Source organism: uncultured Fibrobacter sp. (assembly GCF_937877005.1).
Classification (GTDB): Bacteria; Fibrobacterota; Fibrobacteria; order Fibrobacterales; family Fibrobacteraceae; genus Fibrobacter.
Genome location: NZ_CALEFV010000309.1, coordinates 1 through 22,148, shown reverse-complemented (window position 1 = coordinate 22,148; position 22,148 = coordinate 1). Strand labels below are relative to the sequence as shown.

Sequence of the window (22,148 nt, the reverse complement as noted above, 5' to 3'; positions counted from 1 at the left end):
GGGAAACTGGAATCGGCCAGTTTCCACGCCGTTTCACTGAAAGAAATCAGTTCCGTCGTCCCCACGTTTACCGCAGGATCGTTCAGCATCGCATCCAAGTGTTCATGCAACACAATCGACCAGGTCACCATCATCGACTGAGAAAGTGTCGCCACCATCGTCGAGCGGTTTGGGCATACCGATAGACGAACGCTATTGCCCGTCATCTTGCGTATGGACCTGCGAAAAGACTCTTGCACCCCAACCCCTTAGAAAGCTGTTTCGATACGATGCCAAATGTTCCTGTTCACGCGCTTGCCTTGTGCCGCAAGCTCCTCGGCTTCATTCCTCACATCGGCTTCAAGGTTATTCTTAATTAGCCCCTTGTCGCCATCGAACTTACCGCCCGCTTCAAGGAACAGGCCATAGACATTGTTAGCAATCTTAGTTTCGGCAGCAACCACCTGACCAGCACGCACGGACAGGGCAAAACGGTTACGTACGAATTCGCAACGAGCCAAAAACACCTCGGGCACATCGTCTATCCATAGCCCATAGTAGTTGTTCACAAACTTCACGTTTTCAAAAATTCCCTTGGAACGGAAAACCGTATTCCGGAAGGCATTCTCGACAACGAGGTTCTTGATTTCAAATGGACGGTTGGCAGAAACAAAATGGATGCCATTCCAGCTTTTGGTGGAATCGGCACTTCTAAAGACGATCGGAGCCGCATCAGTACCAATAATCTTGACCGAGCCACGGAACATGAGCTTAGCGTACTCACCCATCAGGACCGTCACGCCCGGTTCTATTTCCAGGGTATCGCCATTCGAAAAAACAACACCCTGTTCCAGGATATAAGGGCTATCCGCAACAACCAGTTTCACCTTTCCGTTCTCGATTGTCGGGAACGGAATTTCACCAGCCAAAGCAGCAGAACAAGCGAGGAAAATTGCGCAAGCACTCCCCCATATTTGCAGACACCGGATCAAAGTTCGCTCCTCAGGTTAATCTTCTGAATTACATGCATGTCAGGAATCACGCTGTTCGCGACGACATCATTCACACTAAGGTCACCCGTCAACTCAAGCTTCACACTCGAAATGGCTCCATGAGTCATATCAAAAAGAATCGTCCCGGTTCCCACAATAAAGCCCTTGCTTTCCATACGGAGATCCGAGGTTGAATCAGGTATTTCCTTGTACTTCAGATTCATGCCGATTTTCGCCATCTGCATTCCATCATGCACATACTGGTCCTCGAGCGTAAAAGCCTTATAAACAACAGTCTTTCCGTTCGTCGCCGGAATTTCGACAGGACGTTCCCATGTTTCACCCACCTTAACCGCCTTGCCGGGCAACAGCGGCTGAATTTTCAGGAACAGGCGGACAAGGTCCAAAGCCTCGGTACCAAGCATCACGGAATCTTCAATGACAGGATCGCTCACGAAGCCATCCTTCGCCATCTTGAACTGGAAATGTTCTGTAGACATGTAACGTTCCATGCTACGGAATTCTTCGACAGTGCGCTTGTCCGACTTATAGTCCACGGAGTCAATTTTCATCTGGAATTTCGCAGTCCCGTCATCATAGGCGGTCAACATGCTATTGGTCGCCTGCACCTTCAGGTGCGTATTCATGGCTTCGGGGGTTCCGGACACCGTATCCATCGGCAAAATGGCGTTAAACGAAGATTCCAGATAATAGGTCTGCGGCGGGACATTCTGCGTATTGAACGTAAGAACGAATTCATTACCATCACAGGCACAAAGAGCAAAAAGAGCGCTGGCGCTCGCAAATAACTTAAAGAAATTCATGTTTAGAATATAGTATTAACTCATACCCTTATTCCCAGAGTCCCCTTTTTCAAGGCGCATTTTCTGGAAAAAAGCCTTCAACAGGCCCAGACATTCGTCGGCAAGGAGCCCCCCGACCACTTCGACTTCACGTTTGAGTGCGTTGTTCGAAATAACGTCGATTGTGGTGCCGCAACCGCCAAAACGGGAATCCGGAGAGCCGTAGACCACACGGCTGATTCGGCTATTCAAAATAGCCCCTGCGCACATGGGGCAAGGTTCGAGCGTTACATACAAAGTACAACCGTCTAGACGCCAATTTTCAAGGCTGCTCGCGGCAGTCCCGATGGACAAGATTTCGGCGTGGGCCGTAGCGTCCTTGAGCATCTCGATCTGGTTATGGCCTTTACCGATGACTACCCCATCTTTCACGATAACGCAACCGATAGGGATTTCCTTTTCGTCAAAAGCCTTTTCGGCTTCACGGAGCGCCATACGCATGAATTTTTCGTCGTCGGGAGCAATCATAATTGATAATGGATAATGGATGATGAATGATGAATGATGGATAATGTGTAATTATCAATCATCAATCCTCAATCATCAATTAATTACAAACCTCTCCCGTAAGCACAGTAGGAGTCTTCTTGCATGTAGTCGCCTTCGTGGTAGTATGCGGCACGGGCGCGGCAACCGCCGCAGCGGTCATTGAACTTGCACTTGCCGCAGGCACCGGAATAGGCCTTGGTGCGGAGCTTCTTGAACACCTCGGCATTGGCCCAAATTTCGTCGAACGGCGTGTCGTGCACATCGCCCGCCTCTTCCATCATGTAGGCGCAGGGGCGCACCTTCCCGATAGGGCTCACGATGCAGTAGCTGATACCGGCAAGGCAGCCACGGCTGTAGCGCGTCTTGATGTCGAGCTGGTCTGCAATGCGCAGGAACTGAGGTGCGCAAGTGGGTTTGACGGGGATTCCGAGCGTGCGGCTCTTTTCCATAATCTTGCGGAGGAGTCCTTCGTATTCGGCGACGCGGAGCGCATGGCCTTCGATTTCCTTGCCGCGGCCGACCGGAATGAGGAAGAAAATCTGGTGGTTCACCGCACCGATTTCCTTGACCCAGTCCATGATGTCGAAAATCTCGTTCTGGTTCCAGTCCATAATCGTCGTGTGAATCTGGAACGGGAGACAAGCCGCCTTGCAGTTTTCGATGCCCATCATCGTCATCTCGAAGGCATTCGGAAGGCCGCGGAAGTCGTTATGGCGGTCGTGGTCGATACTGTCGATGCTGATGCCCATCGCCATGGCTCCCGCCTTCTTGAGTTCAAAGGCAAGGTCGTGCGTAATGAGCGTGCCGTTGGTGCCGAACACCGGGCGAAGTCCCTTGCTCGAGGCGTGTGCCACCAGTTCCACAATATCCGGGCGGGTCATGGGCTCGCCGCCGCTAAAAATCATGATCTTGAACCCCGCCTTCGCGATTTCATCAATCAGTTTCAACGCCTCCGGCGTCGTGAGTTCGGCAGCCTTGTTTTCGCCCGCGTCCTGGTAGCAGTGCTTGCAGGTCAGGTTACACTTGTTGGTGGTCATCCAAGATACTATCATTTAAAAACCTCTTTATCACCGGATTACCGTATCGCCTACGGGTCTTCGCAATGGAGTCTTAATATAGAAATTACAGGGCCTTGAAAACCTTACGGGCCGCTTCCACGGTGCGGTCAATGTCAGCTTCGGTATGGGCGGCACTCACAAAGATTGCCTCGAACTGGCTCGGGGCAAGGTAAATGCCTTCATCGAGCATTCCAAGGAAGTAGCGGCGGAACAAATCCAAGTCGGACTTTTGCACATCGGCAAAGCATGTCACGGGGCCTTCGGTAAAGAAGATGCAACCCATGGAGCCCACCTGGTTTGTCGCAAGCGGAATCCCCGCCTCCTTCGCGGCGTCTTTAAGTCCTTCAATCAGGCGTGTCGTCATCGCTTCGGCGTGCTTGTAATATTCCGGATGCGTCTTCAGTTCACGCATCGTGGCAAGGCCCGAGGCCATCGCCACCGGGTTACCCGACAGGGTTCCCGCCTGGTAAATTCCGCCGAGCGGCGCAATCTGCTGCATGACATCCAAGCGACCACCATAAGCGCCCACCGGCATGCCGCCACCGATAATCTTTCCGAAAGTAGTCAGGTCCGGCTTGATGCCATACAAGCCCTGCGCACAGTGAATGTCGACACGGAAACCGGTCATGACTTCGTCTACAATCAAGAGTGCGCCATGTTTCTTGGTTTCTTCGGAGAGCGCATGCAAGAATTCTCTCTTCGCGGGCACCACGCCCATATTCCCGGCCACGGGTTCTACAATGACGCCCGCAATTTCGTCACCAATTTTATCGAACAATTCGTGTACGCCGGCTACGTCATTGTATTGCAGCGTCAGCGTGTATTTAGCGAGGTCCGCCGGCACGCCTTTGCTGCTCGGCTTACCGGTGGTAAGCATCCCCGAGCCCGCCTTAATCAGCAAGCTATCGCTATGGCCGTGGTAACAACCTTCAAACTTGACAATCTTGTCGCGGCCCGTGAAACCACGCGCCGCACGAATCGCACTCATGGTCGCTTCGGTACCGCTGTTGACCATGCGGATCATCTCGACACTGGGCACCAGTTCCATCACCAGCTTCGCCAATTCCGATTCCAGTCCACAGGGCGCACCAAAACTCAAACCATTCTGCGCCGTTTCGGCTACCGCCTTAATAACGGCATCATGGGCATGTCCCAAAAGCATCGGGCCCCAACTGCCCACATAGTCGATGTAATCGTTACCGTCGACATCGTAAATGTGGCTGCCCTTGGCACGCTTGATAAAGGGAGGCGTTGCCCCCACATTGCTATAAGCTCGCACCGGGCTATTCACGCCACCGGGCATCAAGCCCTTGGCTTCGGCAAAAAGTTTTTCACTCAAAGAATGGTTCATGCCCCAAAAATAGAAAATCCGGCCCGAAGGTCGGATTTCCTGTTAGAATCTCGTTAAGAATAGAGGCTATTAGAGGCCCATTTCTTCCCACATCTTCTTCGTTTCTTCACAGCTCTTTTCAGCATCAGCCTTCAGAGATTCAACAGTCTGATCACCCTTAGCATAGGTAAACGGTTCAGAAGCATTTTCACCGCCTTCCTGAGTCATAGTGATGTTATCACCATCGATCGTCCAAGTGGTCGTAACAGTTTCACCGAAAGTGATTTCCTGCTTCACAGAATTTTCGGTAGTAGAAACTTCGCAGCTTTCGGACGGACCCGAAGAAGAAGAGTCATCACCGCAAGCAGTGAAGAGAGCAGCAGTGCCGAGAGCGGCGAGAATCATAAGCTTTTTCATTTGTTATTCTCCATAATGATTATTTGTGTTTCAATAACACATGACAAATATAATTCTTTTTTCTAAAAAAAATCACAAAAAAAACATTTTAATTTGCTTGAATTAAGTAAAATTTCTTTTACATTATTTTGGAAGCCAAAAGCCCTTTTTCCAGCACCTCTTTCGCATGGTAGGTGATGATAATATCGGCGCCAGCACGTTTAAAAGCGATCAAATTTTCGCAAATGACGGCATTTTCGTCAATCCAGCCCATTTTCGCAGCAGCCTTCACCATGGAATACTCGCCACTCACGTTATAGACCGCCACAGGCACATCGCTCATCTCGGCAGTCGCACGCAGCACGTCAAGGAAAGCCAAGCCAGGCTTTACCATCACGATATCTGCTCCTTCCTCAATATCAAGGGCGACTTCGCGCATGGCCTCGCGACCATTGCGCACATCCATCTGGTAGCTCTTACGGTTACCAAAATGCGGAGCGGAATCGGCTGCATCGCGGAACGGTCCGTAGTAGGCACTAGCAAACTTGGCACTGTATGCCATGACTGGAGTATTCGCAAATCCGTTTTCATCTAACTTTTCGCGGATTGCAGCCACACGTCCATCCATCATGTCAGATGGAGCCACCATGTCGGCACCGGCTTCGGCATGCGAAAGCGCCGTCTTTGCCAAAAGTTCCAGAGTCGGATCGTTATCGACATCGTTGTCCTTCACAATTCCACAGTGACCATGGCTCATGTATTCGCAAAGGCAAACGTCGGTAATCACGTAAAGTTCGGGGAACTTCGCCTTGATGGAGCGTACGGCGCGTTGCACCACACCATCGTCATCGTATGCAGACGAAGCCATCTCGTCCTTGTAACTCGGTATACCGAACAGAAGAATCGACTTGATTCCAAGCGACACGCATGATTCAAGTTCCTTCAAGATTTCATCAATACTGAAACGATACTGGTTCGGCATCGAAGGAATTTCTTCTTTGACCTTCTCCCCTTCTACCACGAACATCGGGTACACCAGGGAATCGGGATTGACGGCTGTTTCAGCCACCATGTTGCGGATAGTTGCATTCTTGCGTAAGCGGCGCGGACGGATAATCATTTTCTTAGTCTCTTGTTTTAGGTTACCTATTCAATATAACAAAAAAGCCCCCGCTGTGGGGGCCAAAAGATTCAACTACAAATCACCTTGGTAGTTTGGCGGAACAATGAAGAACGCTTCGCTATATTCAATCGATGAATCCATACCGTTATTTGTCGAGACAAAGACATAGGCGCGTCCCACCTTAAGGTTATCGATTTTCTCCGTCATCGTAGCCGTCATCGTATTCCCAACCACCTTGGCATCCTTAATTTCCCAGTTATTATTATTCCATTGCTCCGGGAGCTTGTCTTTTTCCGAATCAATCGCGTGCACTGGATACTGCCCTATCGCAAGGGTCGGATAATCCAAATCTTCGGTAATGAATTCACCTTCACTCAAGGTTACCTTGATCGTAAAGGTCGCATTGTAGGTTTCACTCTTCGTATTCAGTCTTTCCCAGGTCGGTTCCGAAATTTCAAACGTAGCCACCTTCGAAGCAGACTCCGTTGAACGAGCGATCATCGATTTCGCCCATGCCAACTGTTCTGCCGTTCCGTTGGGATCTTCCTTGTCGTCCGAATCAGATTTCGGTTCCTCGGTAACGGGGCTTGCCTCTGGCACATCCGATTCAACCAGCTTGAAATCATAGGATTCGCCACCAAAGGGGCTAATGGAGAACTTACCTTCTTGGATTTCCAGCGGAATGTCATTTCCCATGAGGCTAATCGTCAGCGAACCGTTCTTGACATTGTCCTTAGAACCAGTCCAGGTTCCCTCTGCAACAACCGCGTTTTCAAATGTGGAAATGTTATTCTTTTCCTTCACCTTTTGTTCGGTGACAATAAAGGAACCGTCCTTGAACAGGTAGACGGCATCCACCATCGTCTTGGTCTGCCCTTTATCCGAAATGGTCTGTTCATCGGTTGCATACCAGGCGACCACCTTATCGGCATCGTAACCTTCCGGGAAAAAGGCGGAAACCGTAGTAGCCTCTTCAGTACCACCCTTATCGGAGCTATCACTACTGTTTATGCTATCGCTACTTTCGATGCGAGAATCATCATCAGGCGAAGAGCTAGAAGAACTGTCTCCGCAACCGGCCATCAGTCCCATGGAGATTGTTGCCATGGCTAGGTATAGTGTTTTTTTCATATTTTGCTCCTTATTCTTTTAGAAACAACTAGTAGTCTCCGTCATAATCATAGTCCAAGCCACCATCATCATCAAAAGATTGGCTATTTAGATCTTCGCAGGTTTCATAAGCGGATTCCTTCAATTCTTCAAAAGTCATACCATCGCTCGGTTCAGTCTTCGTTTCACCATTCATTGTAGCGACGATTTGATCGCCTTTAATAGTCGCCGTCGTCACGTAGTTTTCTCCATACATATTGATAGTCACCGTTACGGAGTTTCCAGAAACTGAAACAGAACAAACATCGCCAGACATCGAAGAATTGGAACCAGAATCAGCCTTTTCGACAGTCTCGCCCGCTTCGGTCGGAGCAGGCACCGAAGACGACTGCAACTTGAAAGCCATGACTCGATCCCCATCGGTAGAAATCGCCAAGGAACCATTCTCGACTCCAAGCGGCATCGTCATATCCACGCCTTCCATATTGAAGGAAACCGTGAATGTTCCATTTGCGAAATCGTCCATGGAACCGCTCCATGTTCCCTTAACAGAAATTTCGTTCGATAGTTTCTTGGTACCGTCCGACTTGACCTTCAGCTTGCATTCTGTCGCAATAAAGGTGCCGTCCTTGAACAGATAGACGGCGTCAACCATCGTCTTTTTCTGATCAACGTCATCGATTGTCTCGACATCGGAAGCATACCAGGCAACGACATCTTCAGTCTTGTAGCCCGTCGGGAAGAAAGCCTTCACCGATCCTTCAGAGATTTGTTCCGAACCCGAGCCACCTGTCGGGGAACCGGAAGAATCATCGCCGCAAGCGACAAAAGCTGCAGCCATGGAGGCTACAGCGGCCAACAAGAAGATTTTTTTCATAGGGAACCCCTTTTTGTATCTTTTTTGTAAAGATATTCTAATATTTTACAAAAATCAATAACAAATTAAGGAAAAAGTCGAAAAGTGACGGCTCTCACAATTATTTTTTTGAAAAAAAGTCCTTTTCGACCTGTTCAAGACCCTCGGCCCAGTCGGTCTGGATTTTCTGCTTGAGTTTCTTGGCAAGCGAGGGTGCTCGGCCCTGCGTGGAAACCGTCACGGCGATATTTTCACCGAAATCCATGCGGGCGGGCACAATAAAATCGCCGTCGAGGTAATCACAGGCATTGTTCACCAGAATGCGGCGAGCGTGAGCATCGTTGCTTACCTGGGCATTGACCGCAGGCTGGTCGGTACAGATAAAGACCATGAAGACTCCGCGGAGGTCATCGGTCGCGTAAGGTCGCGAAAACATTGTAACCATGGATTGCTTCGCTCCGCTCGCAATGACATGGGAAAATTCGGGGTCGAACTGCGGGGCGACTACGGTAATGCGCGCACCCGTCGGCAAAAGGGTCTTCACCTTGCGAAGAGCAATGCGGCCTCCGCCCACAACGAGAACATTACGCCCTTCGAGATTGAGTTCGATGGAGAAGAGGGAACGGTTTTGCGAAGCGACCGTTTGCGTGGTTTCGCCCGCAACGGCATGTTCATGTTTGTTTTGGGCTCTGCGAACGCCGGCGACGACCATGCTTGTAAATTCTTTCCAGTCGCCAAGGCAAGGCAAGAGCGTGATGGGAATTTGCGGGAATTCCGCCTGCAATTTCGCCACCACGCGCGGCACGTCATTTTTTGAATGCTGACCGTTCAACAAGAGGAACGGCAGGAGCGTCACCGACTCTATGTCTTCGCGCAAAAGCGTGCGCAGGTCGTTTTCCAAATCCAACAGGCTCGTACTCGCCACACGCGTACCGGGCAAATCATGATGAAGCTTGTCCAAAATACCTTCGAAACCCTTGTAAGCCCCAGGCAAGATGCAGTGATGAGCGATAATCAGAATAGCTTTCATGAAATAGTGGTTAGTGATTGGTGGTTAGTGATTAGGGGACGTTGTGTAGTATTCCACAATCTTCTTTACAAGCGAATCCATGGTCGTCTCGTCGGAGGTGACGGTATTAAAGCCGTGTTTGCGGGCTGCAGATTCCGTCATGCGACCGATGCAGAAGGAGAGTCGCGGATGCACATCCGCCATCTTGGCAAAGTTTTCCACGGCGCTGGTACTGGCGAATACGACAGCATCGGCGCCGGCAGCGGCTTCACGCTTCCATTCAGGGAGTTCTGCCACCGGGAGCGTCTCGTAGACTACCCAACGAATCGCCTGCGGGAGAAGTTTGAGCAGGGTATCATCGGCGAGATTGCCCTGCAGAAGGAGAATGCGAGATTCGTCAATAAGATTGCCACGCTCGCCTTGCTCGCTCGCAATGACATGTGAAGCCAGCAGTTTTCCGAGACCTTCGCCGGTATGATCTTCAGGCACGTAATCGCAGCGGATGCCATGTTCGAGCAATTTCTTTTCGGTAATCTTCCCTACACTTGCAATCTTCTTGCCGGCAAGGATGCGGATGTCGTTACCCGAAGCAAACAACTGTTTGAAGAAACTTTCCACGCCGTTCGTACTCGTGAAGGCAAGAATGTCGAAGTTTGCGAGAGAGCTGAAGTCGGCAGGGCGAGATTGCCGCGCCCCTTCGGGGCTCGCAATGACATGCGAGGCGAGTGCAGTGACAGGCTGTTCACAGACAGGCATTGCCGAGCCGATGCTGTCATGCGCTTGCGCCATGACAAGTGGACATTCCAAAGTTCGAGTTTCGATCATCGGAGTTTCGATGACTTCGGCACCGAGGGCCGTGAGGCGCTCGGTAATCCCGCTGGCCTGCTTTGCGGCACGGGTCACCACTAGGCGTCTGCCCGACAAAGGCAGATTCTTTTTCCAGGCAAGCGTCTTGCCCAATTCCACCACGCCACCCATGATTGTTATTGCAGGGGCCGTCACATTTTCACGGACGATGGTCTCCCCCGCCGTTTCAAGCGTCGCCATCACCGTGCGCTGGTAAGGCGTCGTGCCCTTTTCGATAAAGGCAAGAGGAGTTTTCGGATCTTTGCCGCATTCTATAAGGCGCTTGGCGATAAAATCCATATTGGCAATGCCCATCAAGAAAATGAGCGTGCCCTGGCACTTCGCTAGATTTTCAAAGTCCAGAGAGAGATTCTTCGACTCCGCTTCGCTCCTACCCAAAGGGCATAACTCAACTTGAGAACTAAAGTTCTTAGTTTCGTATAGCTCAGAATGACACACTCTTTCTTCAGCCTTTTCATGCCCGGTGATGATGTGGAAACTTGTCGCAATGCCGCGGTGGCTCACGGGAATGCCCGCGTAGGCTGGCACCGAGATAGCCGATGTAATACCCGGAACGACGTCAAAATCGATGCCGGCACCAACCAGTTCCAGGGCCTCCTCGCCGCCGCGACCAAACACGAAGGGATCGCCACCCTTGAGACGGGCAATAACACCCTGCGGGTATTCCTGCGCAAACTGCACCAGGAGCTTGTTGATTTCGGATTGCTTCACCTTGTGGTGCGTCGGCATTTTGCCCACGTCAACCATCTTCGCCTTTGAATTGCACATTCCAAGAATCGCCGGAGAAACCAAGCGGTCGTATACGACCACATCGGCCCGTTCAAGGATTTCCTTGCCGCGAAGAGTGAGCAAACCAGGGTCGCCAGGGCCCGCACCGATTAGATAGACATATCCAGGCATATAGAAAAAAATAGAAATATTGCCCCATTTTCCCCTAAAAAACGCAATATTAGGGGATTCTGAAGCATTTTTTGCGAAAATACAAAAAAAAACAGATATATTTAAACAAAAGATGTATATTTCTGTAAAGAAAAATCTACACAGGAGTTCCTATGAACACAAAACCCATTTGGAAACTTGGCTTCGCAGCAGCGCTGCTGTACGGATTATCCGCCTGTTCTGACACCGTTTCGTCCGAATCCGAAGACGAGACCTCGAACAACATGGAAACGAGTTACTCGTACACGACAACAACGACCTCGTCCGCTTCTAGAGGATCAACGGAATGCGATACGCTTATCAAATTATCCTCTCCTACCGATCTGAGCGTCATCAAGGACGGCACAAACAAATGGGTTCTTTTCTGGAACTACGAAGAAAATGAAAATAGACCGGAAAACGGCTTCGTCATCGAAATCCTGAACATGTCCGACTCCCTTCCGAAATGGAAGGTACTTGACCATACAAATGCCGACGTGACCATGTACAACCTGGTCGGCGAATCGAAATCCGGAAAATACTACCGTATTTCTGCGGAAGACGACTGCGGAACTTCCAAGCCAAGTGAAATCATCCAGGTCACGGCATCGGCAAGCACCCAGGCTGCGAATAGCATGGAACTCGCCGTTCCTCAGGAACTCAAGCTAGACACCCTGGACAATAACATGTGGCAGCTCTCCTGGAGCTACACGAACAATGCGAACCGTCCAGAAAACGGATTTGTCCTCCAAAGCCTGAACCTTACGGCTGATTCTGTCAAATGGAAAAACGACGGAACGACAAACAAGGGCGTCCACGTCATCATCATTGACGGTAACAAGAAGGGCGGCTACCTGTTCCATGTTGCGGCAAAGGACAGCAACGGTCTCTCGGAATACTCCGAAGAGATAACCATTCCGAGAGTTTCGGACGATTCCACCTTGAACAAGAACAATGCGACCGCTCTCGCTGTCCCCGCAAACATCAAGCTCGATTCCCTGTCGGACACCCTGTGGCAGCTTTCCTGGACTTACGAAAAGAACGCCAACCGTCCAGAAAAGGGCTTTATCATCCAAAAGCTTGACCTGACCACCAGCAATCCTTCCTGGACCAAGGACAGGACGACTCAGGAAGGCGTAAAGTACGCAAACATCAACATCAAGACCTACGGCGGTCAATTTATGCGTGTCGCCGCTTACGACGACAAGGGTAATTCGGCATTCTCTGAAGAAATCTCGATTCCGAAGAAGCAGTCCTTTACCGAAGTCGAAAACGCCGACCTGGCCGTTCCGACGGACCTGAAGCTTGACACCCTGGGCGAAAACAAGTGGCAGATATCCTGGAGCTACACCAATAATCCGGCCGTTCCCGAGAACGGATTCCAGGTCCAGTCACTCGATATCGATGCGGCCACTCCGGTATGGACCGACTATACTCCGAAGGTCAGCAAGGGCGTTCATTATGTCATTATCAACAATGCCGAAGGGGCAACCCAGAAGTACTACCGCATTGCAGCCATCGACAAGAAGGGCAACATTGGCGACTACTCTACCGAAATCATGGTCCCCAGGTATTCCGAAAATCCGTCTTCTACGAACACGAAGACTCAGCTCGCCGTACCGACCGACCTGAAGCTCGATTCCCTAGGCCCCAACCTCTGGAGACTAGGATGGAGCTATGTCAACAACGCGGACCGTCCGGAAAATGGTTTCCAGGTTCAGGTTCTTGATCTAAGAAGCACGACCACCCCGGAATGGAAGGTTTATGACGCGACCAACAAGGGTGTCCGCTTCTACGTGATTGACGCTTCCAAGGATGATTTCAAGCAGCAGCCCTTCGTCCGAATTGCGGCAAAGGATTCCGTCGCCGGCGCTCCCTCTGAAGAAATTCAGGTTCCGGCATATGTCGATCCTACGGCAATTCCCGAAACAAATGAAGTGCTGGCCGTACCGGCCAATCTGAAGGCGGACTCCGTCGGTGAAAACACCTACCGCATCACCTGGACCTACACTGCCAACAGCAAGCGTCCGAACACAAACTTCGTGATTGAGACCCTTGATCCGCTGGCGACAAGCCCCGCCTGGGAAATGTTCAAGACTTTGAGCGCAAGCGTCAAGGTATATACATTCGATAACGCCTACTGCGGCAAATACGTCAGAGTTATCGCAAAGGATGCAGGCGGAGAATCCGATCCGTCCAACGAAATTCAAATTCCGCAGTTCAAGGACTACTCGGCAGATCACTCGCTCCTCGCTCCGACCAACCTCAAGATAGACTCCGTCGGCGTCAATATGTACAGAATTTCCTGGAGCTATGCCGACAACAAGAATAGGAAGGCCGTCGGATTCAAGTACAGAGTCCTCGACCCCGCTGTTGGAACCTGGGGAGATCCGGAAATCATCAGCAACACGACTGATGTCAAGATCAAGGACCTGTCTGCCACGGAATTTGGCGGAAAGTATATCAGCGTCGCTGCCTACGATAACGCGACAACGGACAACCTTTCCTCCTTCACCGACGGCGTTCTCGTTCCGACACTTGTCGAAATCAGGGAAGAATTCAACGTTCCCACCAATGTCCGCCTGGATTCCATTGCCCCTAACAAGTACCGCATTTCCTGGTCCTATACAGAAAACAAGAACAAGCCCTCAGACGGATTTGACCTGCAAATTCTCAAGCCCGCTGCTGATGCAGACTGGGTTGCGCTGAACACGACAAAGACCGGCATCAAGATTTTCGACATCGACGTCGAAAGCACCGATGCAATCCGCTATGTCAAGGTTGCAGCCAAGAACGGAACCGAAATCGGAACCTATTCCGAAGAAGTCCAGATTCCGGCCTACATTGACTACAACACGCTAACACTTGCAGATCTCGCCGTACCCACAGGCCTTGCCATCGAAGACATCGGCGGCAACTTCTACAAGCTTTCCTGGAGCTACACGAACAATGCCGATCGTCCTGAAAATGGATTCTATCTGCAGGAAATTGATCCAAATGCAGATTCCCCTGCATGGAAGATCGTTGATTCCACCAATACCGGAGTCCATTTCATCAAGGTCGAAGCAAAGGAAGACCACGAAATAACCTACCGAATCGCAGCAAAGGATGCAAACGGAAGGTCTGAATTCTCCGAATCCATAAACCTTCCCAAGTACTCCGCGATTGCACCGGCCGATGGATGCGTCGGAACATTCCCCGCTCCGACTAGCCTCATTGCAGAACGAATCGCTCCTCGCGTCTGGAGAATCGTCTGGAATTACAACCAGAACAAGAAGTGTCTGGAACAGGGCTTCGAAATCCAGAAGCTGAACGTTTCGGCAACTGGTGCAAGAGAATGGGTTCACGCCTCGTCGACGAACAGAAATGTTAATTACATCAACCTCGCAGGAAACGACAACCTGGATCAATATTACCGCGTTGCAGCCTACCGCGGCGAAGACACAACAACGTTTAGCAACGATGTCATCCTGACCCGTTCTACGCCGTATAGTTCTGAATACTCCTTCGGAACACCGTCGCTCACTTCCTGGCTCCGTTATGGAGGTGACGCCAACATTGTCATGGAATTTGCCATCAACAGCAATTTCCCCAACCATACCATGCTGAATTCGGAATACACCAAGGAATTCACCTATCAGTTCCGCCTTAACGGACAGGACGAAGCCCAGTGGACATCAATAACAGTGACAAAGGACGGAGTGTACAACAACGCATATGTCACAGCCCCGATGGATGTGGTCGACTTCTGCCGTTCCTACGCATCCGTACGAATCGTCTGGGAAGACATCGAAGGCAATAAGGACTATACGGAATGGTCAACACCAGTAGGACCGTATTACAAGAACTTCCCCACCATCATTCAAAAAGACAAGGATGGTGACGGAAAACTTGACGATTACGATCTCTGCAGTCCGAACTAAATAAGCACTAAAAAGTTCCGGTGAAAAACCGGAACTTTTTTTATAAAAAAGACATTCAGGCCATGAAGCCCGAATGTCTCACTTATCTTTAGATGCTTTTGCGGATTTCGCGAGCCAGATCGACACCCGCCATGCGGGACTGCTCCATATAGGTCGCCGAATCAAACGAAATTAGACATTGTCTTTCTGCACGAAGCAACCGTTTAGACGGTTCATCCCAATAGATGCCGCGAATTTTCAAGATGCGAGCACTTTCCGGCCCATCGACAAATTCGGCAAAGCTCGCCACGGGGAACTGACAGCCTGCATTGAGCGCCTTGAGGAAAGCCATTTCGGCGACTGCAATGGCATAGGTTTCGGCGTGGTTTACACGGGAAAGGACATCGTCAATACATGGCGGTACCTCGGCAAGCGTTTCGATTGCAAGGATGCCTTGACCGGAAGCCGGGAGCACCTGTTCGATACTAAAGAATTCTGTCACCTGGTCGGAAAGCCCCATACGCTTAAGGCCCGCAGCAGCAAGCACGACACCATCCAGTTCATCGAGCTTGGAGAGGCGCGTCTGGATATTTCCACGGATTGGGACGTATTCGAGATCCGGACGCAAAGCCTTGAGCTGAACCACGCGGCGGATACTTCCGGTGCCTACACGGGCTCCGGCAGGGAGATTCATGAAATTGATGCCACAGGCTCCCCCCTTAGCGATAAACGCATCGCGAGGATCTTCGCGCTTTAGGACCGCAGCTAGCTTAAACTCGGGAAGCACTTCGGCAGGCATGTCCTTGAGGCTGTGAACCGCAATGTCGGCGCGGCCTTCAAGGAGCGCCACTTCGAGTTCCTTGATGAACACACCCTTGCCACCGAAGCTCGCAAGGCTCTTGTCGAGCCTTCGGTCGCCCTCGGTCGTCATCGAGACAAGTTCATAGGGCACACCGAGGGCCGTGGCGACCAGCGTTGTCTGCGCCACGGCAAGGGCACTCTTACGGGTAGCTACGCGCAATCTAGATTCACTCATCGCATGCCCCCAGACACTTGAGGAATACCTGAACATCCTCGGGAGCATTTTCCGCCTTGACCTTGTACAGATAATCGTTTGCCATCTTTTTGGCAAACCGTTCATACATCATCGAAATGCGGTGACGATCTTCTTCGGGCAATCCAGGCATCGAATGCAAAAGCTTTTCGGAATCCTCGTTTGCAAACCTGAGCATCTTTTCGGCATGTATATTAATCTGCTTCGAGACATCGTCCATGCGCATCCACTGCAGGAATTCACTGATTCCTTCCTTCAGGATATTCTGAGCCGCTTCGAGTTCAACCATGCGCAGGCGACGATTTTCGGAAACAATCTTTTCTAGGTCATCGACGCAGACATATTGAACGCCGCGAAGATCCCCGATAGAGGCTTCCGCATTGCGCGGGCTTCCCAAATCAATGACCAGACGCTTAGTATTCACAATTGAGTTTGGATGTTCGGCCACCTTACTACAGTGACGCTCAAACACGACATCAAGCGCACCTTTTTTTCCGTCATTGGCACCTTTGGATTCCAAGGCACCGATTGACTTTGCATATTCGTCCTTCGTGACGATAGGTTCACTGCAGGCGCTACAGAGTATGACCACGTCGCACTTGCCGAGTACCTGATAACGATCCTCGAATTTCACCGGAGTGAGCACATCAGCAAATTTCTGCGCATTCGCAAAGGTCTTGCTGCTAGCGAAAATCCTCGTCGTATTTTCCTGCACATATTTAAGCATGAGCGATCCCATTTCGCCAAGGCCAACAATGTACACCGTACGATTTTCGAGATCATCGAAAGTCTTCTGGACCTGTTTCATCGCGAGGAAAGGAATATTGCAGCTAAGCTTGCTCAAGTTCGTCTCGGTCTTGATCCGCTTAGTCGTATGTATTGCACTCTGGAAAAGCTTATTCAAGCAATTTCCCGTAGCATGCTGCTGGTGAGCCGTCTCGTAGGCGCGACAAATTTGATGCAAAATTTGGTCTTCGCCCATGGCAACGGAATCGAGTCCCGCACAGACATTCATCACATGATGTACGACATCGTCGTGAGACTTGAAATAGAAGAACTTTGCAAAATCATCGTAGTTCTGCTTCGCAAGAGAACATACGTAGCGGACAAGTTCCTCTTCTGCAATGTCGCGGTCCGACGCCACGTAGACCTCGGTTCGGTTACAGGTCGCGAGAATCAGAAGTTCGTCGAACGGGGAACTCGATAGAGCCTCCATCTTGACATCCATCGCGATGTAGAATTTTTCGCGGATGGCTATTTCGGCCACCTTGTGGCTCATTCCGGCCATGTAAATTTTGCGCATGGTATAAAAATAGAAAAACTTAGTTCCTAATTCTGCTATCAATCCATTCAAAACGATTCTGCATCCATTCGACCATCGTTTCTACGGCTTCATCATAGGAATCGTAGGGATCCTTGAGCGCCCAATTTTCCGTATTACCGATGATAGGCCAACGACGATACTCGTTTTCGACGGCTTTTTCGATAATGGAGCGATATAGAGGAACACTGTCTATCAAGTCCTTGAACTGATTTCGATGCTTAGTCCAATAATCCGCTGCAGCGCTATCGACCAGAGAGTTATTCATTATATAATAGTTTAGCCGATATTTGCGGATATACCAATCTTCGGGATTCTTATTTTCACTACGCGACGCATTCCCGAAAGCAAGATCAAAATCCCACAGCGGACCGAAATGTATCGTCTCTCCCCTTTTCCATGTGAAATAGACACTGCGCGCATAATTACCGTCCTCATTCTTCGAATACTCCTGCACCCAGTAATATAGCAGGTAGTCATCAAGGTCAATCCAGTCCTTAATTTCTTCTTTTCGATGAAGATAACGATGAGCAAGAAATTTTTCAAAAGCATTGAGGTGGTCCAGCAACAGTTTCTGCGTTTCCTCGGAAGGATTCTTCGGAGACTTGATATGGTAATAATAGTCGCTATCCGTCTTGACATAGGGCGGATCGTATTTTTTCGAGTCCTCCTTCTCGACCAGGAAGGTCGAATCGTTCTCTTCTATATTGACGCGACTTTTTGACACCTTCACCGTCTCCGAGAGAAGGTAAAGACCCATGTAGTTCCGGTTCAGATAAAGTTCTACAAACTGCATCTTGGGAGTATATGTCGCGCCAAGCCATTCCGATAAACGCGTCATCATGTAATTGCGCAAATGAGTCTTGTCACCATAATTTGCAACGAGCGCCCAGTCCCTATTCTTGGGCATTCCCATCAGACTTACCTTATCTTCAAATTCTAGTTTCAAGCCATACTTGGGCATCTTGAAACTCGAATTGCCTCGGCCACGAACAGTAAGTTTCAAAACTTCGCTTTCTGGCGATCGTTCTCCATATATTTGCAGTCTCGACGGGATTTCCGTTTCGCGGTCGCGCACGCCACTAAAATTCTCAGTTTCGATAACTATCCGCGGCAAGCCCGCATAAGGATACATGGAATCGTCTATTGGTAGATAATCTGGTTCACTGTCCGTTTCTTCCCAGTAACACCCCGCAAGGATCAAGCAGCCAAGAAAAGCCGCAAGCGAAAGGACATGCTTTATCTGTCGGGCAAAGCGATTCATATTCCGAATAAAATATAATATATCGGGAACAGATTATTATTGATGACAATAAAAAGAGAGTTTTATATATTAGGTTCCATGATAAAATGGATAGGATGTATTCTGCTATGTTCGCTTGCAGCATCGTTTGCAACCGAGTCTCTGCATCCGGTATTGCCACCGGCAACATCCTTTTCCGTTCAAGGGACCGTCGAACTCGACGAGGATATCTACAGTGGCGACATGGAGGCATCCGCCGAATACGCTATACTTCCAAACCTTAGCGCCTATGTAGACGGGACCTTCCGCTTCTTGAGCTATAGCTATGAATATTCTACGGACGGATATATCCATAACTACTGCAATCTGCATGTGAACGGTTTCAACGAAACCTACGCAGGAATCAAGTGGATGGCACTACCCTACTTCGGGCTCAATCTAGGTTGGCGATTTCCTCCTGGAGAGGGTTCACAGAAAAACCGTTTTCACCGGCTGAACATAGAGCCATTTACCTTGTTGCAATTTTCAAGGCGACTGATCTTAGGAATGGCATTCCCCTACAACTTGTTCCTCGAAGATCTAAACTACAAGCCCGGTGCAGAAATTGGCATCAAGGCATCCATGCGGTTTAGGCTCAACTGGAACGAAGCACTTCATTCGGGATGGGAATTCTCGGAAACAGCATTATACAAAGCGCGTATCCAGGATTCCGAAAATAGGAACCTCGATAAGCCCTACCGCAAAATGAAGGACAAGTATTGCGGTATGAAAATGAAATTTGACATCGTCCGTTTTTTCAACATTCTACGCCTTCCCGTTGGTTTCGGCATCAACTACGAAATTCATGAAGGAACCCTGTTCGGTTTTGAAACGGGTCACCGAATCGGAATTGAAGCAAAGATCCTTTAGGAGTTCCTATGAAAATTAAACTTATATCGTTATTTTTGTTTTTTATCTTCGCATCCACCTCGTTCGCCTGGGAAATGGAAAACTACACGGAACTTTCCAGCAAGGATTCCACGGCAGACACAACCGTCAACGAGAACAAAGCATTAAGCTCCAAGCAGGAGTCTCCTGCCCCTGTTGAAAAAAACGAAGAGAAACCTTTCAAGCGACACACTTTAAGCGTCGGTTACGGCATTTTCACTATTTCGGACTTTGTCGGAATGATCGGTTCGGCTATCGTGAGCATGTTCGGTGCTGAAGATTCCTTTGGAACCCTTGGTGCACTTTCCGTCGATTACGGCTACAAGGTCGGAGAAGTTTTCGAAACGGGTCTCGTCTTCAACTATGCAAAACCCATCAAGAATAGTCCCCTTTACACTATCATGCCAAGGGCAAAGCTGAACTTCAATTCAACTGGATTTTTCAATCCTTTCATGGAACTGGACTTTGGCGTATCTTTCTACGATAGAGGTGCAACGCCCATGATCCATACGACATTGCTCGGACTTGAGATGGGACGGACTTTCCCCCTGACCATCAACATCCTAAGCTTTGGACAACGCGGCATATTCTTTGCATCGCTCGGATGCAAGTTCTAGTAAAGAATTAAGCGAAAAAATTGAAACTCGTCTTCTTGAGTTCACGCACGGAATGAAGCACGACATAATCAGGATTATCGATAGATTCAACAGACTCCCTGATGTAGCTTTCCAGAGCTGTTGCGGACGGGGCATGCATCATGGCGTACAGCGTGTAAGGAAAATCTTTAAAGGCAGGACGCTCGTAACAATGGGAAATAAAGGGCTTGCTCGCAAGAATTTCACCGGTTTCGGCAGGAGCGTCAAAGCAGACCATCGCATTGTAAGGAAAACCTGCATCCTGATGTCTAAGTATCGCACCAAAGCGACGCATGCGTTTTAGAGCCAGATCCTCGCGCAAATCGGCAATAGAGACATTCCAGTCCTTGAACGGAGTCAAGGAATGCGGAATGTTGTCACAGGCAACGCGGATTCGGGCTCTGTCATTTGCGGATAAAAAGAGGGCAGGAGATTGCTTCGCCTTCGGCTCGCAATGACGTTTTTCGTCACCAATTCTGTTTGCTGGTGCGCTAGCAGCACCCATCACCGTATTGATCTTGAACTTTTTAGTTGCAAGGAGCACATGCGCATCGTGTAGTTCGGTCCTTGCACAGACATCGTCGACAACGTTCTGAATTTCGTCTTCGGACTGGGCAATTACGGTAAACCACACATTGTATTCATGACTGCGCACATAGTTGTGCGTAATTGCGGGAATTTCATTCACAGCGGCAGCGAACGATTCCAAAGCGGATTCCGACACCTTGCCTGCACACAGGCGCGAAATAAAACCGAGCGCCTTGGAATCATAAACTCCCCCAACACGGCGGATTATACCCGACCGGCGCAAATTCTCGACCGCGGCAAAAACGCTCTGTTCGTCGGAGCCAAGCTGCTCTGCCAGTACCTGGTACGGGCGCTCTTCCAAAGGAAATGCGTCCTGGATGATAGCGAGAAGATGCTGTTCAAGTTCAGTCATATTCAATGTGAAGTGAGGAGTGTGTAATTGATAATTGATGATTGATAATTTCACATCATCCATCATCCATTATCAATTATCCATTAATTTCCTCGTCCGTCAGGTAGCAGGCCGGATCTTCTTCCCAGAAGTCTCCTGTCACTGCCTCGGCGCGAGTGCGGAAGTTGCCATTGCAAAGGTTCAAGTAGGCGCACTTGGGGCAGCGTCCCTTCAGAATCGGCTTGCGGTTCTTGAGGCCCGCCATAATCGGATTCGACTCGTCAGTCCAAATTTCTCCGAATTTCCTTTCGCGCACGTTGCCGAGCGTAATATACTGCGTAAACTGGTCGGGGTGAACGTTTCCGATGCTATCGACGTTACCGAATGCCATGCCGCTGCGGTTGCCACCATTGCGCCGGATGAGTTCCAGCACCTTCTCGGCACGGGCAGGATCTTCGCGCTGCATACGGCGATACAGGTAGATTGCATCGGCGTGGTTGTCCACCGTCAAGATTTCCTTGTTGACTCCGCGCTTCTTGAAGTCGAGCGTACGGTCAATAATCAAGTCGATTGCCTTGCGGCTTTCTTCATGGTTCAAGTCGTTTTGCACCATGGCAGAACCACGGCCGCTGTAAACCAGGTGGTAGAAGCACACTCGGTCAATGTTTTCGGCTTCGAGCAAGTCAAAAATGGCATTCAAATCCTGCACATTGTAGCGCGTAATCGTAAAGCGAAGCCCCACCTTCTGGCCCGTAGCCACACAGTTACGGATACCGCGCAAAGCGAGCTTGTAAGCGCCTTCCCTGCCGCGGAATTTGTCATGAGTCGCTTCGCAGCCATCTAAGCTGATACCCACGTAGCCCACACCCATGTCCTTGAGTTTCTTTGCAACGTCGGGTGTAATGCAGGTGCCGTTCGTGCTGATGGTCGGGCGAATACCCTTAGAGGCTGCATAATTTGCCAATTCAAAGAAGTCCGGGCGCAAAAGCGGTTCACCACCGCTAAAGAGAATCACCGGCACCTTAAAATCGGCCAACTGGTCGATCAAAGCCAAGCCTTCTTCGTGGGTCAGTTCGTTCTGGTACTTGATGGCCTCGGAACGGGCATAGCAGTGCACGCAACTCAGGTTGCAGGTCTTGGTGCAGTTCCACACCACC

Annotated in this window: 19 protein-coding genes and 1 pseudogene; 3 read left to right on the top strand and 17 right to left on the bottom strand. The window is 49.9% G+C overall.

From position 1 onward, the window contains the following. From Q0628_RS13765 to cobA, 12 genes and pseudogenes are all read right to left on the bottom strand, one after another. Positions 1–239: pseudogene (locus Q0628_RS13765) on the bottom strand (hypothetical protein); the annotation flags it as partial. A 9-nt stretch (positions 240–248) separates the two neighbouring features. Continuing rightward, entirely contained in the window at positions 249–971 is a 723-nt protein-coding gene (locus tag Q0628_RS13760; RefSeq protein ID WP_298771924.1) for a hypothetical protein, read from the bottom strand. Then, a complete protein-coding gene (locus Q0628_RS13755; RefSeq protein ID WP_298771922.1) occupies positions 968–1,795 on the bottom strand; it encodes a hypothetical protein in 828 nt (275 codons plus the stop codon). Before Q0628_RS13755 ends, Q0628_RS13760 begins: the two co-directional genes overlap by 4 nt. A gap of 15 nt (positions 1,796–1,810) precedes the next feature. Then, the gene (gene tadA / locus Q0628_RS13750) at positions 1,811–2,302 is read right to left on the bottom strand and encodes a tRNA adenosine(34) deaminase TadA (protein WP_298771920.1); all 492 of its coding nucleotides are present in this window, start codon (positions 2,300–2,302) and stop codon (positions 1,811–1,813) included. Between the two features lie 83 nt (positions 2,303–2,385). After that, positions 2,386–3,375, bottom strand: a complete 990-nt coding sequence (gene nirJ2, locus Q0628_RS13745; RefSeq protein WP_298771918.1) for a putative heme d1 biosynthesis radical SAM protein NirJ2 — start codon at positions 3,373–3,375, stop codon at positions 2,386–2,388. Between the two features lie 70 nt (positions 3,376–3,445). After that, positions 3,446–4,732 (bottom strand): glutamate-1-semialdehyde 2,1-aminomutase, encoded by a 1,287-nt coding sequence (gene hemL, locus Q0628_RS13740; protein WP_298771916.1) that lies wholly within the window; start codon positions 4,730–4,732, stop codon positions 3,446–3,448. A 69-nt stretch (positions 4,733–4,801) separates the two neighbouring features. Further along, positions 4,802–5,128 carry a hypothetical protein gene (locus Q0628_RS13735; RefSeq protein ID WP_298771914.1) on the bottom strand — a complete coding sequence of 109 codons (327 nt, stop codon included), beginning with the start codon at positions 5,126–5,128 and terminating at the stop codon, positions 4,802–4,804. Positions 5,129–5,246: 118 nt separating this feature from the next. Continuing rightward, complete coding sequence (gene hemB, locus Q0628_RS13730; RefSeq protein WP_298771912.1) at positions 5,247–6,227, bottom strand: porphobilinogen synthase; 981 nt, start codon at positions 6,225–6,227, stop codon at positions 5,247–5,249. Positions 6,228–6,302: 75 nt separating this feature from the next. Continuing rightward, entirely contained in the window at positions 6,303–7,361 is a 1,059-nt protein-coding gene (locus Q0628_RS13725) for a hypothetical protein (RefSeq protein WP_298771910.1), read from the bottom strand. A gap of 28 nt (positions 7,362–7,389) precedes the next feature. Continuing rightward, positions 7,390–8,217, bottom strand: coding sequence for a hypothetical protein (locus Q0628_RS13720; RefSeq protein ID WP_298771908.1), 828 nt, complete (start codon positions 8,215–8,217; stop codon positions 7,390–7,392). Positions 8,218–8,317: 100 nt separating this feature from the next. Then, on the bottom strand, positions 8,318–9,226 hold the full coding sequence (locus Q0628_RS13715) for an NAD(P)-dependent oxidoreductase (protein WP_298771906.1): 909 nt from the start codon (positions 9,224–9,226) through the stop codon (positions 8,318–8,320). Positions 9,227–9,250: 24 nt separating this feature from the next. Then, positions 9,251–10,972, bottom strand: a complete 1,722-nt coding sequence (gene cobA, locus Q0628_RS13710) for a uroporphyrinogen-III C-methyltransferase (protein WP_298771904.1) — start codon at positions 10,970–10,972, stop codon at positions 9,251–9,253. Between the two features lie 152 nt (positions 10,973–11,124). On the opposite strand from cobA, the gene Q0628_RS13705 reads away from it, so the two are divergent. Beyond that, positions 11,125–14,913 carry a fibronectin type III domain-containing protein gene (locus tag Q0628_RS13705; RefSeq protein WP_298771902.1) on the top strand — a complete coding sequence of 1,263 codons (3,789 nt, stop codon included), beginning with the start codon at positions 11,125–11,127 and terminating at the stop codon, positions 14,911–14,913. Between the two features lie 88 nt (positions 14,914–15,001). Here Q0628_RS13705 and hemC read toward each other — a convergent pair whose 3' ends face one another. From hemC to Q0628_RS13690, 3 genes are read right to left on the bottom strand one after another with little or no spacing between them, the layout of a single operon-like run. Next, positions 15,002–15,928 carry a hydroxymethylbilane synthase gene (hemC, locus tag Q0628_RS13700; protein WP_298771900.1) on the bottom strand — a complete coding sequence of 309 codons (927 nt, stop codon included), beginning with the start codon at positions 15,926–15,928 and terminating at the stop codon, positions 15,002–15,004. Next, positions 15,921–17,249 (bottom strand): glutamyl-tRNA reductase, encoded by a 1,329-nt coding sequence (locus Q0628_RS13695; protein ID WP_298771898.1) that lies wholly within the window; start codon positions 17,247–17,249, stop codon positions 15,921–15,923. The genes hemC and Q0628_RS13695 overlap by 8 nt, the downstream gene beginning before the upstream one ends. A 19-nt stretch (positions 17,250–17,268) precedes the next feature. Next, positions 17,269–18,531: a CotH kinase family protein gene (locus Q0628_RS13690; RefSeq protein WP_298771896.1), complete on the bottom strand. Its 1,263-nt coding sequence runs from the start codon at positions 18,529–18,531 to the stop codon at positions 17,269–17,271. Positions 18,532–18,609: 78 nt separating this feature from the next. Between Q0628_RS13690 and Q0628_RS13685 the strand changes: the two genes are divergently transcribed. Both Q0628_RS13685 and Q0628_RS13680 read left to right on the top strand, forming a co-directional pair. Continuing rightward, a complete protein-coding gene (locus tag Q0628_RS13685) occupies positions 18,610–19,419 on the top strand; it encodes a hypothetical protein (RefSeq protein WP_298771894.1) in 810 nt (269 codons plus the stop codon). A gap of 8 nt (positions 19,420–19,427) precedes the next feature. Further along, positions 19,428–20,054, top strand: a complete 627-nt coding sequence (locus Q0628_RS13680; protein WP_298771892.1) for a hypothetical protein — start codon at positions 19,428–19,430, stop codon at positions 20,052–20,054. 7 nt (positions 20,055–20,061) lie between these two features. Here Q0628_RS13680 and Q0628_RS13675 read toward each other — a convergent pair whose 3' ends face one another. Beyond that, positions 20,062–21,012, bottom strand: coding sequence for an Lrp/AsnC family transcriptional regulator (locus Q0628_RS13675; protein ID WP_298771890.1), 951 nt, complete (start codon positions 21,010–21,012; stop codon positions 20,062–20,064). 76 nt (positions 21,013–21,088) lie between these two features. Continuing rightward, a partial coding sequence (locus Q0628_RS13670; RefSeq protein WP_298771888.1) for a radical SAM protein occupies positions 21,089–22,148 on the bottom strand: 1,060 nt, incomplete at its 5' end.

Coding starts and splice junctions, on each gene's coding strand:
- nirJ2 (WP_298771918.1), bottom strand. CDS start 3,375: ATGATAGTATCTTGGATGACCACCAACAAGTGTAACCTGACCTGCAAG.
- cobA (WP_298771904.1), bottom strand. CDS start 10,972: ATGCCTGGATATGTCTATCTAATCGGTGCGGGCCCTGGCGACCCTGGT.
- Q0628_RS13715 (WP_298771906.1), bottom strand. CDS start 9,226: ATGAAAGCTATTCTGATTATCGCTCATCACTGCATCTTGCCTGGGGCT.
- Q0628_RS13735 (WP_298771914.1), bottom strand. CDS start 5,128: ATGAAAAAGCTTATGATTCTCGCCGCTCTCGGCACTGCTGCTCTCTTC.
- Q0628_RS13675 (WP_298771890.1), bottom strand. CDS start 21,012: ATGACTGAACTTGAACAGCATCTTCTCGCTATCATCCAGGACGCATTT.
- Q0628_RS13695 (WP_298771898.1), bottom strand. CDS start 17,249: ATGCGCAAAATTTACATGGCCGGAATGAGCCACAAGGTGGCCGAAATA.
- Q0628_RS13685 (WP_298771894.1), top strand. CDS start 18,610: ATGATAAAATGGATAGGATGTATTCTGCTATGTTCGCTTGCAGCATCG.
- Q0628_RS13720 (WP_298771908.1), bottom strand. CDS start 8,217: ATGAAAAAAATCTTCTTGTTGGCCGCTGTAGCCTCCATGGCTGCAGCT.
- Q0628_RS13725 (WP_298771910.1), bottom strand. CDS start 7,361: ATGAAAAAAACACTATACCTAGCCATGGCAACAATCTCCATGGGACTG.
- hemC (WP_298771900.1), bottom strand. CDS start 15,928: ATGAGTGAATCTAGATTGCGCGTAGCTACCCGTAAGAGTGCCCTTGCC.
- Q0628_RS13690 (WP_298771896.1), bottom strand. CDS start 18,531: ATGAATCGCTTTGCCCGACAGATAAAGCATGTCCTTTCGCTTGCGGCT.
- Q0628_RS13705 (WP_298771902.1), top strand. CDS start 11,125: ATGAACACAAAACCCATTTGGAAACTTGGCTTCGCAGCAGCGCTGCTG.
- hemB (WP_298771912.1), bottom strand. CDS start 6,227: ATGATTATCCGTCCGCGCCGCTTACGCAAGAATGCAACTATCCGCAAC.
- Q0628_RS13755 (WP_298771922.1), bottom strand. CDS start 1,795: ATGAATTTCTTTAAGTTATTTGCGAGCGCCAGCGCTCTTTTTGCTCTT.
- tadA (WP_298771920.1), bottom strand. CDS start 2,302: ATGATTGCTCCCGACGACGAAAAATTCATGCGTATGGCGCTCCGTGAA.
- Q0628_RS13680 (WP_298771892.1), top strand. CDS start 19,428: ATGAAAATTAAACTTATATCGTTATTTTTGTTTTTTATCTTCGCATCC.
- hemL (WP_298771916.1), bottom strand. CDS start 4,732: ATGAACCATTCTTTGAGTGAAAAACTTTTTGCCGAAGCCAAGGGCTTG.